We start from the raw sequence: 17,259 nt of genomic DNA, 5'->3' as shown, positions 1-17,259 counted from the left end.
TCAAGGTTTGTTAACAACAGCGCCTGGGCTATAGTTTCTGGTAAACGTTAGCTCTCGCTGTAAAAGTATACTTTATAAAAGTGCATGCCGCGTTCCTGGTCAAAGCCGCGCTCTACATACTGCTCGCTTTGCTCTGGGTTATAGCCGCTAAACTTGATCTCGATCTGGGTGTCTAGTTTAATAAAGTTGCGGAATTTGCGCTTCATGTTCTTTACGGTATTCTTATTGATAGTAAAGTCTGTGAAGCCCTCAATGTCACGCTCTTCGGCATAGGACTGACTATAGTTCATAAACCGTTCCTTGGTCTCCGGCTCATCGATCACGCTGCTGGTAAACTCCTCCAGGTCAAAAGTCTCGCTTTTTGAGAAGTAGTCTACCGAGCGGCTGATAAAATCTACCTGAGCTTTCTTGCTCTCCTTTTGCGCAAACACCTCTTCTGAGAAATCTTTACAAAGGTTAAGCACCGCTTTAGTGTTAAAATTTGTGTCCTTTAACTCTGTAACGTTAAGGAAGTCTTCTTTCCAGAAAGCAGCATCATAGCCATTGGCATCTACCAGTTTCACCCTAAAGCCATCCTCAGCCTCGGTGTTAAAGATCATGCAGCCTTTGTCAACACCCTTTAAGTTCACTCCGAAATGGTAGTTCACGTTCAGGTCGTCCTGCTCGTCCTGTATGGTAAGAAAGGTGTCCTTGTTCTCCGATTTAAAAATACCCACTGCATCTACAATGTCGTCCTCCATCAGGCAACCAGAGAAGTGCACCACGTACAGCTCACCGCTTTTAACTTTTGGATGGTCCGACTGCTCGTAAAGGTGGTTAAGAATGTGCACCGAATACTCATGAAACTTGCTTGGCTCGGTAAAAATAAGCGCAGCATAGGCAAACATCTCGTTTAGCGTAAGGTCGGAAGTATGGGTAAACCTGAAAAACTCCTCTTGCTTGAACGGCGACAGAAAGTAATTCAGCAGCAGGTCCGACAGCTGCTCATCGCGCAGTTCTACCAGTTCTTTCGATACCACTACTCCCTCATCTTTTGATTTGTTTCCTACCCTGTGTACGGCCAGTTGTTTCAGGCGCACCTCTAATCTATCCTTCATTATACTTCGGCTTTCAGTTGCAACTGCAAAGGTATGGAATTGATGTTAAGAGAAGTATAAATCGGGTGTGTTCTAAGGAAATCTAAAAATTATTAAGAGGTATTATTCTGATTATCAATAATATATTTAAAAACAAATGAACTTTTTTGAAAAGAGTAAATCTTTTTGGCATGGTTTTTCCATTGTGCAAAAGCAAGCAGCGCAGCTTACTTAATCCAGACGGAACATTAAAGATTACTACCATGAAAAAGATATTTTTACTTATAGCTGTTGTCTTGGGCTTTGTAGCCACAAAAGTAAATGCGCAGCAGAAGAGTCCAGTTAGGTTTGGTGTAAAAGCCGGTGTAAACCTTGCAGAGTGGCAGGGCGAAACAGTAAACAGTGCCCAGGATCTGATAGACCTTACAGATGGCTCTGTGAGCCGCAAAATGCGTGAAGGCTTCCATGTGGGAGGCTATGTAACTATACCTGTTGCACCAGGTTTCGAGATCGAGCCAGGCCTGCAATACTCACAAAAAGGTACCCGCCTGATAGGCAAAATACCTATTGAAGAAGTGGAGTTCCTGAATGCCAACCTTACCCTGACAAACAAAGCCGAGTACATCGACATGCCTATTCTGGCGAAAGTATACGTAGGAGAGGGGTTCCATATTTTTGGTGGTCCGCAGGTTTCTTACCTGGTGTCTAATAAAATACAGGCCGAAGCAGGTGCCCTTGGTTTTAAAGCCCTTAACAGAGAGTGGGATATGAAAAGCGGTTTTAGAGAAGTTGACTTTGGGGTGACAGGTGGCCTTGGTTACAGGTTTGCAAGCGGCTTTAACATAAGCGCAGGGTATGATTACGGTTTAAATACAATCGACTCTAACGGCAGCTTTGAAACTTACAACCGCGTTGTTAAGGCCTCTGTTGGCTTTAGCTTCTAAATAATGAATAATTGAAAGTTTAGATAACTGTGTTTTGGTGATTTAGGGCAGGCTGCTACTTCTGGTAGTAGCCTGTTGTTTTTAAACACAGCGAGCAGCTAACTGATATGTTAGCTGCCCGCTGTGTTTAAGTTTTAAACTATTTGTGCTATCCGGTTAGGTATTAAGATCTTTTGTAAGGGAATTTCTTGGAAGAGTTGCGCATTAAAGCATTTGTAAGTGACTGTCTGCTGCTGCCGATGCTACCAGAAGCCTGGTAATCATATTTCCACATTAGGTCACCTGCGGTGGCTTCGTGTATTGTGATGGTTGTGTTTACGGTGTTTGTTCTTCCCCATACACCTGCACCCATTGCAGAAGTTACAATTCCAACAGCAATAGCTGCACCATCAGACATAGGTTTATACATGGATGTTTTACCGGAAACAACGGCATCCACACCCAATAACTGGCATATCTCATCTTTTGACTTTGAACGCAGCTCATCATACGTGATACCATAGCTGTTCAGGATAGCATTTGTTTTGCTCACATCCTGGAAGTTTACAGTATACTTGTTTTTGCTCATCTCCTTCAGGAAGTAACCATAAACATCGCTCTGTATCCCATAGCCATAGTCGCGCTGCTGGTCCTGGATCATTTCCATAGTTACACCTTTTGGCAATTTTCTGGATTCAATCGTCACTTCAAAAGGCATAACTGCTACCACTTTGTGGTTGTTTTTAACCTCCTTGAAAGAGGCTGCCTGGTAAATTTCTGGGCCACAGCTTGCCATTGTGATACAAAGCAGGGCAAAAAGTAAAAATTTTTTCATGGGCTAAAAGTTGTTTTTCTATATTATTTCCGGAAAGCTCAATTTACTAAACACCTAAATAAGTATAGGCGCAAAAATCCGGTAAATATAATAGTAAAATCGTGATAGTCAGAGCAGATAAACCCTGACTTAAAGAAAAAATTTGCGAAAAATTACAGCCCTGCATTTGATGTTATAGCAACCTATATAAAGCACATATTAACGGTGCAAAACAGGTGCTGCAATAGGGCAGCTTAGAAGTGAAGTAACACTACATCATAACACCGTTGTGCACACATAACCTGTAGCCGCGGCCATGTATGTTTATGATTTCCACGGATGGGTCTTGCTTTAAGTACTTGCGCAGTTTGGCAATGTATACATCCATACTACGAGCCGTAAAGTAGGTATCTTCGTGCCAGATCTTTTCCAGGGCAAGGTCGCGGGGCAATACGTCGTTCAGGTGCAGGCACAGCATCTTAAGCAGCTCAGCCTCTTTAGGAGATAGCTTTACCTCACTGTCGGGGTGAGAAAGAATGCGCAGGTTCGACTGAAACTTGTACTGGCCAATCGTGAAATCATTTTGCTCTTTCTGCTCAGGCTGTACCGGAGATTTTCTGTTTAGAACTGCCTTTATTTTATACAGCAGCACTTCCGAGTCGAAAGGCTTTGTAATGTAATCGTCTGCACCAATCTTAAAGCCTTCCAGCATATCTTCTTTCATAGCCTTGGCCGTCAGGAAAATAAGAGGTGTTTCGGGATTTAACTTCTTTATCTCACGGGCAAGCGTAAATCCATCTTTTTCAGGCATCATCACATCCAGAATGCACAGGTCATACTTGCCCTTCCGGAAAGCAGTTATGCCCAGGCAGCCATCCTTGCAAAGCGTTACATTGTAGTCGTGTAGCTCCAGGTAATCGCGCAGCACAATCCCAAAATTAGGGTCGTCTTCGGCAAGTAGTATGTTCATGGCTTTGTTAGTTGCTGGTTGTTGATTTATTATTTGTTTAGTTAGTTGTACTTCGCTTCTTCGTAGCGTGTAAGACGCTAAAGACTGCATCTGTACCTCGCTCAGCTTAACGGTAAAAATATTTCGAAGCGGCTTCCTTTGCCGGGCTCACTCTTTAAGCGCACGTTTCCTTTATGTGCCTGAACAATGGCTTTAACATAGCTTAGGCCAAGGCCAAAGCCTTTTACATTGTGCAGGTTTCCTGTCGGCACTCTGTAAAATTTATCAAATACGCGCTGCTGTGTTTCCTTGCTCATGCCCATGCCTTTATCCTCAACAGCTATTAACAGGCCACCCGCTACGTTCTGCGTCACAAGCTTAATATCAGGAGAAGTAGGGGAGTATTTGTTGGCATTGTCCAGTAAGTTACAGATTACGTTAAACAAGTGCACCTCATCCGAGTTGAGTTCGTGCTGCAGCGCATTCAGCTGTATATGAATCTGCCCTAATCGCTCCTCAACCTGTAGACGTATACTTTCAATGGCTTTTGTGATAAGTATATGCACATCAACCGGTTTAAAGTCGAGTTTAAAGTCATTCTTTTCCAGCCGGGCAATTTGCAGTACGTTCTCTACCTGCACGTTCATGCGCTTGTTCTCTTGCTTTATAATGCCGGTGTAATGCTTAATCTTTTCCGGATGCTCATAAATCTTCGGATTGGCTATGGCATCTGTGGCAAGCGAGATAGTGGCTATTGGGGTTTTAAACTCATGCGTCATGTTATTGATGAAGTCATTCTTCATCTCCGACAGCTTTTTCTGCTTATAAATAATATGGATGGTGGTGCCAAAGGTGGCAATCATTACCAGCGTGAACAAGGCAGACAAAGACAACATACCCCACAGCGATTTAATGGCATAGGTACGACTATCTGCAAAGTATAAACCAAGGTAATCGGGCTTGTCAAAGATATCGTTCGGGAAAAGGCTGGCTTTATACTTTGGCACATCAAGCTTTTTTAGCGGCTGTAAATTGTTGGTGGCTACGGTGTCGTTTTGGCCGGATACTACCCAATATCCAAAATCAAGGTTAATGCCTTTGTTCTCAAGTTCAGATTTAAGCAGTTCCGGGAGCGTCTGCAGGTTCAGTCGCTTTTGCAGCGGCTCGTCCTTTACAACATATTCCACTACCATTTTCTGTACTACATCATTTAGCATGTCCTTTTTAACCTCGATCTTGTTTATAGCAGAGGTCTTTATGTTCTTATTTGGTGCCATTGACGGCTTCAGAGGTGTAACGGCAGCCTGCATAGAATCTTTGTACACAAATCGTCTAGTTGTGCCGGGCGAGGTGCTCGCAGATGTCCGAAAGCTGAAGATATGGGTTTCCGGCTGCCCCGCCGCATGCTGCAGTTCCCGTGTCTTGTTTTTAGTAAGTGGTGTGCCGTTATGTTGAGCCGAAGGGTTATGGGTCACATAAACTGGCTTTTCCCTTTCACCCTTAATGATGAAGATACTGTCATTCCGTACGTCTATGGAGGCTATCTCTACCGGGCGAAAGCGTTTAGGTTGCTTACTTAGCCGAAGCAGGCTATCCATTCTTACAGCCATATTCTTCAGGGTATCCACAGAAATCCTCACGGGCCTCTTGTCAATCCTGAAAAATTTGATCGTATCGGTTACCGGCTCCAGTTGGTAAATGCCGCCCTTGCGCAGGTGGGCAACGCTAAGCGATTCCGCTGCAGCAGGTGTAAGGCGCTGGTACTGCATAGCATCGCCGTGTATGGTAGACGGAACAATGGTAGTCTTGGTACCGCTTATTCTGCTTATTGCCTGCTTTACCTTAGCAGAGTCCGCCTTGCTGAAGTATAGCTGAATTTTTTTAGGGGGAGATGAAGTGCTGCCCCCATTCGCAGAATTCCTGGTAAATTGAGATACGTTTTCTGCTTTACGGATTTGATGCCCAGCTACATCTGTATTTTTAGAGGCAGCTATACTTGTAGCAGGGGCAGCTTTGGCTGCGACTACTTCCTGTTTTACCGGTTTAGCTGGTGCTGGTTCTTTTTGCAGGGCAGCAGAGTCGTTTTGCAGCGACGAAAACTGGTTTGCCACCACATTGGCTGCTTCCTGGGTTTCCAATTTCTCCACTACTTTGGCCAAGGCTTCGTTCACGCTGCGGTCAAACTCTTCCTGCTTTACATGTATGGCATCGGTTATCCAATAGAGTTGCAGCCCCACCACACCTAGCAGGGAGATGCTCATCAGCACCAACACTCCGATTATTACATTCTTGCTCACTTAACAAATTTATACTTTTGAAACGGTAAGTGCTCTAATTTTAACTTTTCTTTAACGCATTTTAACTCAATTTAACTATTCTATTTATATTTTATAAGTGTCTGTTTATGATTGTCTTGTAAACCCATATACCGTTGCAGGGTAGGAGCGGGTGTGCCTGTTGTTAACTTTAACTTTTCCTTAACACACTTTAACGAAGCCTTAACTATAACCGGTAGGTTCTGAGCGTACCTTTGAGTATCAGAAATCAAAAACCAGATGTTATGGACGTTGTTACTGCAATTCAGAATTTTATCAAGTTTGTTCTTGGCCTGTTGTTGGCCTTGCTGCCACTTTATACAACAATAGCCCAGGACGCTACAGGCCCCGAAAAGAAAATCAGGTTCCAGTATTTTAAAATGGAAGACGGGAAGCGTGTTATGGTTGACACCACCCTAACAATAACAGATCACGCAAGTCTGGTACAGGGGTTGAAGGGTTTAAAAGTGGATACAGCCGCTTTCAGGAGGCTAAGTTCAGCAAAGTTTAACAGCATCACATTTGATACAGCTCCTTTAAACACAAATGATAAGGAATTCAGGGTGATGCGCTTAAACGGGAATCTGACAAAAACTGAAAAAGAAGAGCTTGTAAAAAAGTTAAACAGAATGGAAGGCGACTCTATTGTACAGGAACTGATTCGTACGGGGACACTTAAAACTGCTGTGTTAGACACTTTTACAATACGTAGGGGCGCGCAGTACAGAAGGCTGAACGCATCTGTTATTGCAAGCAGCAGCACCGACTCTGTACGCGTTTTCCGGTTTGAACGTGGAGATAGTATTGCCCATATAAAACCAGCCAGAATTGAGCGGGTTATTGTTGACAAGACCCACGGTGACGCCTTAATACTGAGGCCTGGTAAAGTTTATGGTGACACCACCACAAAGAGGGAAGTGATCGTTTACAAATTAAAAGAAAGTAAAACAGACCAGCAGTTCAAAAGAACGGAAGATGGAGAGGTAACAATTATACTTAAGAGAATTGTTACAGTAAAGGATTTGACTACAGAGGATGTTTCTGCTCTTAAAAAAACAGGCACACCCGTAGAAACTAAGCCTAAGGAAGAACTGGAACTGGAGCAGATAGAGTATTATCCAAATCCGAATGATGGCAGGTTTAACCTGCGATTTAAGCCGGAAAACAAAGGTACTACTGTAGTCCGCGTGCTCGACAGCAAAGGGCAGGAGGTTTTTGTGGATACTATCGAAAAGCTCAGCGGCGAATACGAGAAAGAGATAGATCTGAGACCTTTCGGCAAAGGCTTATACTTTCTGCAGATCGCGCAGGGCAAGCGCTACCACACCAAAAAGATTTTAGTCAGATAATTGTTTAAGTGAATTGATTTGAAAGGCCTGCAGACTATCTGCGGGCCTTTTGCTTTGTACAAGCTTGAAAATATAAACTTAGTATAGCTGTTAGTGGTGGTGGTGGTGATCGTGGTCCCCGGGTTTGCTGTTATAGTTGGCTATGGCGCCAAGTATAAAAAATACGGTCCAGCAGGCATACAGCGCCATAAAGTTCTCAATACTCTTACCGATCAGCATCAGGATTATATGTGCTACTAAAGTCATTACAAACCCAGTGGCTGCAACAAACTGGTAGGAGTTCATTTCCCTTGGGTCGTAAATTTTTGATAATTTCATGTTGATGCTGTTTGTATCTTAGGGTGCTAACAGTTTAGAGCAGTTTCTGGTGCCATAAACCTGAAAATTTGGGCAAATATAACAGAACGGTGCAGTTGTTGTTATAAATACCACGACCATTATTCCCGGATACTATGTTTAGATTACTCTTCCTGTATGTGTTGCTGTTTGGCGCTGTTACAACTGTAGATGGCAGCAATAAGAGCACTGCTTCTTATGAAATGAGGCAACAAGGCAGTTTTTATACTTCTGTTACTAACCTGCTTCAAAAGTATGTAAAAGATGGGCAGGTAAAGTATAAGGCTTTACAGCAAGACGTGCCCAGGCTGGAGCAGTTAGCAAAGCAGATCGCAGCTTATGACCTGAGTAAGGCATCTGGTGCCGAGAAAAAAGCCTTCTATATAAATGCATACAATGTGCTGGTGTTGAGGCAGGTGATGGAGCATTATCCGCTAAAGTCGGTGATAGATGTGCCGGGCTTCTTTGATAAGCAAAAGTATAAAGTGGCAGGTGAGTACCTAACGCTTAATGAGCTAGAAAAAAAGAAACTCCTTTTACCTTATAAAGATGCCCGCATACATTTTGCCCTTGTATGTGCCGCAAAATCATGCCCGCCGCTTTTAGATGAAGCCTATACACCCGAACTAGTTGAAAAGCAACTGGAAGCGCAAACACGGCTGGCATTAAATAACTCAACCTTCATGAAAGTGCAGCCGAAACAGGTACAAGTGTCTGAAATATTTAAATGGTACGAAGCTGACTTTCTGGCAGAGGCGCCGGGTATACTTGCCTACATCAATAAGTATAGAAATAAGCCCATTCCGAAGCAGAATAAGGTAGGTTACTATACCTATAACTGGGCACTGAATGAAAGTGTAGAGTAAACATAGGCTGTAAATTTATGTTAAGTATAAGTACCCCTTCGAACACCAACGAGTGGGCAGCGTATACTAAAACAGTAACTAAATTTAAAATTATGGCTACGAATAAAGATGAAAGAGATCGTGATGATCTTGACAATATAAACAGTGACTACAACAAGCGAGTATCTCTAGGGAATCACCCTGATCCATCTGCAAAGCGCAATATTGGACCCGGGGGCATTACAGAACGTCCCGGACAAAAGGATAAACTTGAGAACCTAAAAATTGAGGGAAATGAAACTACCGGATATGGAGGCAACAACTCAAAAAGTGTAGAGGAATTTGCTCAGGGCCCCGGCTTTGAATACGAAGGCAGCGATACTGGCATGGACGATAATGTGGCCGGTATAAGGAGGGGAGACCAGCCTTTAGGGGAAGACAAAGAAAAACCAGACGACGCGGATTATAGCCGCCGCTAAAAATAAAAGGGAGCCTGTAAGCTCCCTTTTTTAATTTTTGATAACTGCAATATTACTGCTGTTCTGCAATAAACTCTTCTTTGATAATAGCCAATATCTCTGGTGAAAGTGGTTTGGAGAAAAAATCTTTCACTTCTATATGGCTTTTCGCACAGATGATATCTTTCCTGTCTACAGCGGATGATAGCATAAACAGACTGCAGCTGTGCGTTACGTTCTCAGATAGCTTTCTGTATTCCTGGATAAAAGCCCATCCATCCATGCCCGGCATGTTAATGTCAAGGAAAATAAGATCTGGAAAATTGCTGGGGTCTTCTGTGCAGGTATGCTGCAGGTAATCCAGCGCATCCTGAGCCCACTCAAAGCTAATCACCTCATCTGCAAATCGCTCACCTTTAATGATGCTTTCGCACACAAAATTACTAACCTGATCATCATCTATCAATACAACCCGTCTCAATGTATTCATTTCTACACTTGATGCTTTAAATACACTTTAAATTTACTTCCCAGATCTGGTTCACTGTCTACTTCCACCTTGCCGCCTAAAAGTTCAGCCTGTGTTTTTACAAGGTGCAGGCCAATTCCTTTGCCTTCCTGATGTTGATGAAACCGTTTATAGAGGCCGAAGATCTTGTCTTTATTTTGCTCCATGTTAATTCCCTGGCCGTTGTCCTGGACTTCGAGACAAATATAATCAAGTACTCTAAAAGTTCTAAGTTGCAACTTTAGTTTTCTGGCCTCCGAACGGTATTTTATTGCATTTGTCACTAAGTTAAGCATAATACTGTACACATAGCTCCTTATAGCAATAATATCGGGGGCCTGACTGAAATCACTGTCTATATCTGCCTCTTCTGAACCGGCCGTACCCGCAACACTCGCAATAATGTGCTCCAGCGTCTGGTTGAAGTCTACTACCTCTTTGCTTTCGTTTATCTGGTTCCTGATGCTAAGGATGTCATTCAGGTCCCGGATGGTACTGTCCAAAAGCTGTGCCGATTTTGTTAAATTATCGATTACGCGCTGATTAAGTACTGCCTCCGGCCTTCTGTGGTCATAAATAGAGGTAAGTCCTATAATGTTTGCAATAGGCGCGCGCAGATTGTGCGATACAATATAGGTAAACTGCTGCAAGTGGTGATTTTGCTTTTGCAACTGCTCAGTTAGCAACATACGGCGTACCTCCTCCAGCTTTTTATCAGTAATATCAGCAGCCGATCCATCTGTTCGCAGCAGCTTATTATTTGCATCCAGAACAGGAGAACAGCGAAGTTCAATCCACTTTGTTGCGCCCTCTTTTGTCACAATTCTTAGCTCATACTGTAGCTTGTTGCCAAGCAGCAACGCTGGGGTTACATGGTTTAAAACCTGCTCAATATCATCTTGATGTACAATTGTTTTCCAACTTTCGGGGTTTCCAAGCAGGTCTGCCTCTCTGTATCCTGTTATTGTCTGTACCTGAGGACTTATATAAGTAAATGTGTGCCGTGCATCCGTTGAAAAGATAATTTCAGGAATGTTCTCCAAGGTAGCCTGCAGCTTTTCTTTAGCCTCGATCAACTCTTGCTCTTTTAGCTTGAGCTCTGTTATATCCTGTGTTGCGCCGGAAATTTTTACAGGTTTACCTTCCAAATTATGGAGAATCTCACCTACGGTATGTAAATGCCTTAACTGTCCGTTCTTCAGAACTATCCGATGGTCAAACGTCATACTGGACTCGCCAGCAGCAGCCTTCTGAAATTGGATAGAAGGCAGTTCTGCATCGTCTGGATGATACAAAGACTCAAAATGACTATAAGGTAGTGATGTTGTTCCGGTGGGCAATCCGTATATCTCGCACAGTGACTCCGATGTGCTTAAGATTTTGTTTTCGATATCGTATTCCCAACTACCTAACTTGGTAAGTGTTTGTGCCTTTGTGAGCTGCGCCTCACTTTTACGGATTGCCTCGATTATATCGCGTTGCTCTGTAATATCATGTATACTCAGTGCTACCGCCAACACTTGATTATCTTTGCTGATGGCTGGTTTATAGGCTATCTCATACCACTTGCCGGCAGTGCCTGTTTCAAATGAAATTTCATGTCCCTGCATAGCCATTGCATGATCTTCTTTCAAATCAGGGAACAAGTCTTTATCAAAAATCTGACATAAATCTTGTGAGGCAGTTAGTGTTATCTGGCATTCGCTGAGTACGTAATCCGCGGCTACTTTATTGAACGACATTACCAATAGATCAGCATCCAGTAAGAAAATGGCTTTATTAGAGCTGTCGAGAAGCGCTTTAAGATTTGCTTCGTTCTTCACTAGTTCCTCCTGTGCCTCCTTTTGATTGGTGATATCAATGAAGGTACCATTCCACTGCACACTGCCGTCGCTGCGCTTTGTAGGTAGGCTATGTCCGCGCACCCACAGGTATTTTTTGTGCTCTGCCTGCCATACCCTGAACTCATGTATCCAAGGCTTCAGTTCTATATAAGAATCCAGGGTAGTGCGTTTAATAGCTTCTACATCTTCTGGGTGCACATTTTTATAGGCAATAGAAGGTGTTTCATATATCTCCTCTGGTGTAACGCCATATAGTTTCTGAATACCAGCACTCACAAAAGGAAAGCTATACTTCAGCTCTTTTGTCATCCGGAACTGATATACAGCTCCGGGTATGCTAGAGCTGATCTCTCGTAATTGCATTTCGTTGCGCTCAATTTTTTCGTGGGCCATAAATTGTTCGTCAACGTTTACAGCCACTACTAACCTGGGGCAAATGTTGTCTTCCTCTGGTAAAGCGTGCGAGTGTACCTCCACCCTAAATTCGCTTCCGTCTTTGCGCTTATGCTTAATATTTTGAAATACACTGTGCTGTTTAGGGTTAGAAAGGATGTTATTGAAGTAGTGCTCCAGGTCACTTTCCAGTTTTAAGTCTGAAATTTTTATTTCCAGGAATTCCTCAAGTGTATAGCCGTATACTTCAGATGCCGCATTATTTGCTTTAAGAATACGGAGCGTCTTAAAGTCATAAATCCACATAGGGATTGGGTTGCTGTCGAAAAGCGTTTTATAGATATGCTGGCTCTTGAATAACTCATTCTGTAATTCCTGCCTGATCGTTATTTCGTTGCTCAAATCAAGGTTCTCGCGCTTTAGCTTTCTGAACAGGTATTGTATTAAAAATATGGAGCAGGCAGTAGCAATTAAGATAAGTGCAAGTATAATTTCTTGATAATCAACGAATGAAGCCAGGAGTTGGGCTGCCTGGGTGTCACGCTCATCAACAACTTTCTGAAAATTGGCACTTAGCCTATTCAGAAGTAACTGGTGCTGATCATCGACAGGAGCAAGGTAAAGATCGCTATATAGCTTGGCTCCGTAAATCCTGCCATTCAGGGCGAGCGTGGTAATGCTGTCTGTATGGGTGTAGTATGACTGGCGGTAAACTATAAGCTGGCGAAGTATTTTTTTGTTTTCCTTCAGAACAACTATATCGTTTAGCTTTTTGATTAACCTCGTGTTTTCATCGTGTGCAGCCTTAAGTTGAGCTGAAACACCAGATCTGTTCTTATTTTCAGGTGTTGTCAGATCTGTAATCAGCGACCTTACATTATCATTGTTAAGATGAAGTTGGTTAACTAACTCCAGCTTCTCTATTGTTTTAGAAAGGTGCAGGCTATAATTTTTCTCAATTTCGCGGGCGCCAACAAAAGAAACAGTGCCAACCCCTACCAGTAAAACAGCCAACACTGTAAAAATAATAACTACAAGGTTTACAGTATAGTCACGATGGCCACTGAAAATAAGCTTCTTATTTCCTGGAGAAGTATGCATTAGGTTTTGGCTATTAGTTGGGTACCGGCAATTACTGTCCAAGGTAAGTCAAAATACCTTCTCCATGCAAAAAGCCGGTCCTAATTAAGCTTAAAAAAATAATTTTAGTTCCGGTTACTGCCCTGAAAGTGCTATGGATTTCTGCGCAAAGTGCCAAAACACGGGTGAACTACCCTAATTTTAAAGAATATGTAACGGATGCTCGTAATTGTGTAATACATAGGCTTAGGTGCCTTGCTACCTTTGTAATGTAAAATGGAACACAACAATGGCAGAGCTAAAAGATAAAAAACTTACTAGGGCCAGCTTTCCGGTAGAGGGAATGACCTGTGCCTCTTGTGCCAGCAGCATCGAGAGCATGTTAAAGGCTACTGATGGAGTAAACGAAGCCAACGTGAATTTTGCTGCTAAAACGGTACAGGTTACTTATGCACCTGATGTTACCTCTCCCGCAAAACTTAAAGATACCGTTCAGGAAATTGGTTTCGAATTGCTGGTGGAGGATACCACACAGGACGAACTAGAGGAAAGGCAGGCGAAGGCGCTGGCCGATCTGAAGCGCAAAACCATCGGTGCCATTATACTGGCTGCTCCGGTATTTGTGCTGGGCATGTTCTTCCACGACACCTTTACCTGGGGTAATTGGGCCATGTTTATACTTACCATACCTGTTCTATTTTGGGCCGGGCAGCGGTTTTTTGTAGGGGCATGGGCCCAGGCAAAGCATTTTAGGGCAAACATGGATACGCTGGTGGCTCTAAGTACAGGCATTGCCTTTATCTTCAGCGCCTTCAACACGATTTACCCGGAATTCTTTTTAAGCAGGGGACTAATGCCGCATGTATACTTCGAGGCAGTGGCTGTGATCATCGCATTCATACTTTTGGGCAAATACTTAGAAGAGAGTGCCAAAAACCGTAGTTCTGCAGCCATTAAAAAGCTGATGGGCATGCAGCCTAAAACGGTTCGTATACTTCGCGGCGGCACAGAACTGGAGATAAAAACGGAAGAGGTGCGTATTGGCGATACAGTATTGCTACTGCCTGGAGAGCGGGTGCCTGTAGACGGAGAAGTAATAGCCGGATCTACTTACGTGAATGAAAGTATGTTGAGCGGTGAGCCGTTGCCGGTGCAAAAGCAGGCTGGAGATACCGTTTATGCCGGTACCATCAACCAGAAAGGTAGTGTACAGCTAACTGCACAGAAAACAGGTGGCCAAACCATGCTGGCCCATATCATTAAACTGGTGCAGGAGGCGCAGGGCAGTAAGGCACCAGTGCAGAAACTGGTGGATAAAATTGCCGGCATCTTTGTACCAATTGTGCTGGGCATTGCCATACTTACATTTGCCGCCTGGATTATACTTGGTGGCGAGGCATACTTAACGGAGGCACTGCTATCTACGATTTCGGTGCTGGTAATTGCCTGCCCTTGTGCGCTTGGTCTGGCAACGCCAACAGCCATCATGGTAGGAGTAGGCCGCGGAGCGGAGCAGGGTATACTTATAAAAGATGCTGAGAGCCTTGAACGTGCACAGCATGTGAACGCCGTTATACTTGATAAAACAGGTACGATCACGTTGGGCAAGCCTACTGTAACAGATGTGATCTGGGCTGAAAATGTGGCCGAGAAGCAACAGGCAGAGCAGATCTTCTACTCCATGGAGTCACAGTCGGAGCATCCAATTGCACAGGCCATTTATACTTACTACAAAGAGCAGGGGCAGACAACGCTACAGCTAAACTACTTCAGCAGCCTGACAGGGCAGGGCATAGAGGCTGACTTTGACGGTACACGCTACTATGCCGGTAACGAAAAGCTGCTGCAGGAGCATAAGGTTATACTTCCGGAGCACCTGAAAATGGCTGCCATGCAGCTACAGGAGGAGGCGAAAACAGTTATATACTTTGCAGATGCTACACAGGCCTTGGCAGTATTTGCAGTAAGCGATCCTATTAAGCCAACAGCTGCAGAGGGTATAAAAGCCATGCTGGATGCAGGAATCGAACTGTACATGCTGACAGGGGACAACAAGCAAACAGCCGCTGCGGTATCAAAACAGGTTGGTATCACAAACTACAAGGCTGAACTGTTGCCAAGCGATAAAGGAGAGTTTATCAAGCAGTTGCAGCAGGAGGGTAAGATAGTAGCCATGGTGGGAGACGGCATAAACGACGCGCAAGCACTCGCCCTGGCCGATGTAAGTATAGCCATGGGACACGGCACCGACGTAGCCATGGATGTGGCAGGTATCACACTGATGCGCTCTGACTTGAAGCAGATTGCGAATGCCATTAAACTATCAAAGGCAACGGTGAAGACTATTCGTCAGAACCTGTTCTGGGCATTCTTTTACAACGTAATTTGTATTCCGATAGCTGCAGGTGTGCTGTTTCCGTTCACAGGCTTTCTGCTTAACCCGATGATTGCCGGTGCAGCCATGGCACTTAGTTCCGTATCCGTAGTTAGCAATAGCTTACGCTTAAAGGCAAAGAAGCTTGATTAGTAAAGGTGATTAGTTGGTAAATTATGTTAAATAAAAAATAGGTAAAAGATGAAAACGCATAAATTCAAAACAACGATAAACTGTGGCAGCTGCATAAAGGCTGTAACACCTCACCTGAATAAACTGGAAGGGGTAGAGGAGTGGAATGTGGATACAAACAACCCAGACAAGATACTTGAAGTGAAAACAGAAACGCTGGATGCCCAGGAGATAAAGACTGCAGTAGAAAAGGCCGGTTTCAAGGCTGAACCGGTGCAGTAAGCTGCTTGTGTTGATTAAGTGTGAAGTGGGTTTGGCCGTGGTGGCTAAGCCCACTTTCTTTTTTGCGCCAGTTCAGCTGCACTCCTGGAACGTTGGCTATACTTGTCAGCAAGTATAAATCCTCCGAAAATAACAGCGATCATTAAAAGACCAAGTGCCTCCCGTGCTTCTTCAATGTTCTTGATGTCTCCGCCTCCCACGCTCAGGCCTTCATATTTTTCAGGCCACATGTAAATGCCTCCGGCCACGCAAAGTATAACTGCGATCCAAAGTATAGCATGAGGTACTTTATTGAATGCAGCTAAGAAGCAAAGTATAGCAGCGGCGCCGTAAATGACCATCCAGACAGTAGGGTCCGGATCGTTGTACTGCACTGCTACAAAAGACAGAAAGGCTAAGCCAAAAAAGATAGCGAGGATTTTCTTCAGCATCATGAGAGTAAAGGTTAGTACATAGCTATACTTCTATTTTAGTAAAAAGTTTACATGCAAGGAGGCGGCCTTTTGAGCCGCCTCCCATAGCATTACATGTAAAACGAAATGGTTGTATAGAGCGATTACCAGGCCCATTTCGGGCAAAGTATTTTACGTGAATTACGAAGTTTGAAACCTAATACCACCTCATGGCTGCCTGCATTTGTACCAGCTAGCGGCGACGTGCTGGCATCATAGGAGTAAGCCAGGTCCAGCAACGGACTGATGTTGATACCTGCCATAGCTGATACAGATTCCTGGTGACGGTAAGAGGCTCCTGCCCACAGGCGATTGCTGTACAGTACTTTTACAGATGCATCTACAGAGACCGGGCTTGGTTCTGCTATTTTTACCATGACAGAAGGTATAACGGCCACATAGGGCGTTACATCCAATCTGTAGCCGGCAGTGGTAAAGAAGTGCTGCTGCAGTTGCCCGTTATTATACTCCGGTGATCCTGTGGAAATGGCATACTCTCGTTTGCTTGGCACCAGCTGTGCTCCGGCAACCCCTACATAAAAGTTCTGTGAGTAGAGCCACAGGCCCATGTTCAGGTCAAACTTAACCTCGTTTATGCGTCCGTCCATCACAGCAGGGTCGTTTTGGTTTACCACCCTCACATATCCCGGATCCAGGCTATATTGGATAAGTCCTGGGGCTACACCTGCAGACACCCTCAGATCGCGGGTGATTGGCTGGTGGTAAGCATAGCTGAAACTAAGGCTGCCACGCTTTAAAGGACCTGTTCTCGTAGACATGGCCATGGCACCGATACCATGGTGTGGCCTTGCCCGGCGATACCCGTTTCCTTTTTTAGAAGTAGACTCCTTTGCTACCTGGCCTCTGCTTCTGCTGCTGTATGACGAGCTTGCACTCATGTTTATCGGCATGTGCAGCGTAGCATAGTATGATTCCGGAGCTCCCTCCAAACCAGACCACTGGTGCCTGGTACCCAGCTTCAGGTCGGCATAGTTCTCAATGCCGGAGATAGCAGGGTTAAGCAGGTAATTGTTTAATGTATATTGTGAGTACTGTGGTTTTTGCTGTGCCATCGCCTGGCCAGCAAACATAAGACACACAAAACCTAGGGCTAAAAGTTTGTTCATAG

15 protein-coding genes are annotated in these 17,259 nt (G+C 44.2%); 6 read left to right on the top strand and 9 right to left on the bottom strand.

The genetic code is table 11. The annotated features are described in order from the left end of the window. Window positions 1–47 precede the first annotated feature (47 nt). A complete protein-coding gene (locus tag H8S84_RS15725; protein WP_187068332.1) occupies window positions 48–1,097 on the bottom strand; it encodes a nucleoid-associated protein in 1,050 nt (349 codons plus the stop codon). Between the two features lie 242 nt (window positions 1,098–1,339). On the opposite strand from H8S84_RS15725, the gene H8S84_RS15720 reads away from it, so the two are divergent. Further along, on the top strand, window positions 1,340–2,020 hold the full coding sequence (locus H8S84_RS15720) for a porin family protein (protein WP_187068331.1): 681 nt from the start codon (window positions 1,340–1,342) through the stop codon (window positions 2,018–2,020). Window positions 2,021–2,183: 163 nt separating this feature from the next. On the opposite strand, the gene H8S84_RS15715 is transcribed toward H8S84_RS15720, so the two are convergent. From H8S84_RS15715 to H8S84_RS15705, 3 genes are all read right to left on the bottom strand, one after another. Then, window positions 2,184–2,834: a hypothetical protein gene (locus tag H8S84_RS15715; protein WP_187068330.1), complete on the bottom strand. Its 651-nt coding sequence runs from the start codon at window positions 2,832–2,834 to the stop codon at window positions 2,184–2,186. A gap of 250 nt (window positions 2,835–3,084) precedes the next feature. After that, window positions 3,085–3,783: a response regulator transcription factor gene (locus H8S84_RS15710; RefSeq protein WP_187068329.1), complete on the bottom strand. Its 699-nt coding sequence runs from the start codon at window positions 3,781–3,783 to the stop codon at window positions 3,085–3,087. A gap of 101 nt (window positions 3,784–3,884) precedes the next feature. After that, the gene (locus H8S84_RS15705; protein ID WP_187068328.1) at window positions 3,885–6,059 is read right to left on the bottom strand and encodes a sensor histidine kinase; all 2,175 of its coding nucleotides are present in this window, start codon (window positions 6,057–6,059) and stop codon (window positions 3,885–3,887) included. A gap of 263 nt (window positions 6,060–6,322) precedes the next feature. Between H8S84_RS15705 and H8S84_RS15700 the strand changes: the two genes are divergently transcribed. Then, window positions 6,323–7,426, top strand: coding sequence for a T9SS type A sorting domain-containing protein (locus tag H8S84_RS15700; protein ID WP_187068327.1), 1,104 nt, complete (start codon window positions 6,323–6,325; stop codon window positions 7,424–7,426). Between the two features lie 90 nt (window positions 7,427–7,516). On the opposite strand, the gene H8S84_RS15695 is transcribed toward H8S84_RS15700, so the two are convergent. Next, window positions 7,517–7,744: a hypothetical protein gene (locus tag H8S84_RS15695; RefSeq protein WP_187068326.1), complete on the bottom strand. Its 228-nt coding sequence runs from the start codon at window positions 7,742–7,744 to the stop codon at window positions 7,517–7,519. Between the two features lie 134 nt (window positions 7,745–7,878). Between H8S84_RS15695 and H8S84_RS15690 the strand changes: the two genes are divergently transcribed. Both H8S84_RS15690 and H8S84_RS15685 read left to right on the top strand, forming a co-directional pair. Beyond that, on the top strand, window positions 7,879–8,628 hold the full coding sequence (locus tag H8S84_RS15690) for a DUF547 domain-containing protein (protein WP_187068325.1): 750 nt from the start codon (window positions 7,879–7,881) through the stop codon (window positions 8,626–8,628). 92 nt (window positions 8,629–8,720) lie between these two features. Beyond that, window positions 8,721–9,086: a hypothetical protein gene (locus H8S84_RS15685; RefSeq protein WP_187068324.1), complete on the top strand. Its 366-nt coding sequence runs from the start codon at window positions 8,721–8,723 to the stop codon at window positions 9,084–9,086. Between the two features lie 52 nt (window positions 9,087–9,138). On the opposite strand, the gene H8S84_RS15680 is transcribed toward H8S84_RS15685, so the two are convergent. Both H8S84_RS15680 and H8S84_RS15675 read right to left on the bottom strand, forming a co-directional pair. Beyond that, the gene (locus H8S84_RS15680) at window positions 9,139–9,555 is read right to left on the bottom strand and encodes a response regulator (protein ID WP_187068323.1); all 417 of its coding nucleotides are present in this window, start codon (window positions 9,553–9,555) and stop codon (window positions 9,139–9,141) included. Window positions 9,556–9,557: 2 nt separating this feature from the next. Next, entirely contained in the window at window positions 9,558–12,911 is a 3,354-nt protein-coding gene (locus H8S84_RS15675) for a PAS domain S-box protein (protein ID WP_187068322.1), read from the bottom strand. 268 nt (window positions 12,912–13,179) lie between these two features. Between H8S84_RS15675 and H8S84_RS15670 the strand changes: the two genes are divergently transcribed. Both H8S84_RS15670 and H8S84_RS15665 read left to right on the top strand, forming a co-directional pair. Beyond that, entirely contained in the window at window positions 13,180–15,417 is a 2,238-nt protein-coding gene (locus H8S84_RS15670) for a heavy metal translocating P-type ATPase (protein WP_230407216.1), read from the top strand. 48 nt (window positions 15,418–15,465) lie between these two features. Beyond that, on the top strand, window positions 15,466–15,678 hold the full coding sequence (locus H8S84_RS15665) for a heavy-metal-associated domain-containing protein (protein ID WP_187068321.1): 213 nt from the start codon (window positions 15,466–15,468) through the stop codon (window positions 15,676–15,678). A gap of 44 nt (window positions 15,679–15,722) precedes the next feature. On the opposite strand, the gene H8S84_RS15660 is transcribed toward H8S84_RS15665, so the two are convergent. Continuing rightward, window positions 15,723–16,112, bottom strand: a complete 390-nt coding sequence (locus tag H8S84_RS15660) for a transmembrane 220 family protein (protein ID WP_230407215.1) — start codon at window positions 16,110–16,112, stop codon at window positions 15,723–15,725. A 122-nt stretch (window positions 16,113–16,234) separates the two neighbouring features. Then, window positions 16,235–17,257, bottom strand: coding sequence for a PorP/SprF family type IX secretion system membrane protein (locus tag H8S84_RS15655; RefSeq protein WP_187068320.1), 1,023 nt, complete (start codon window positions 17,255–17,257; stop codon window positions 16,235–16,237). Window positions 17,258–17,259 lie beyond the last annotated feature (2 nt).

This window comes from Pontibacter cellulosilyticus, assembly GCF_014306105.1.
Taxonomy (GTDB): domain Bacteria; phylum Bacteroidota; class Bacteroidia; order Cytophagales; family Hymenobacteraceae; genus Pontibacter; species Pontibacter cellulosilyticus.
This window is presented reverse-complemented; position numbering and strand designations above follow the sequence as displayed.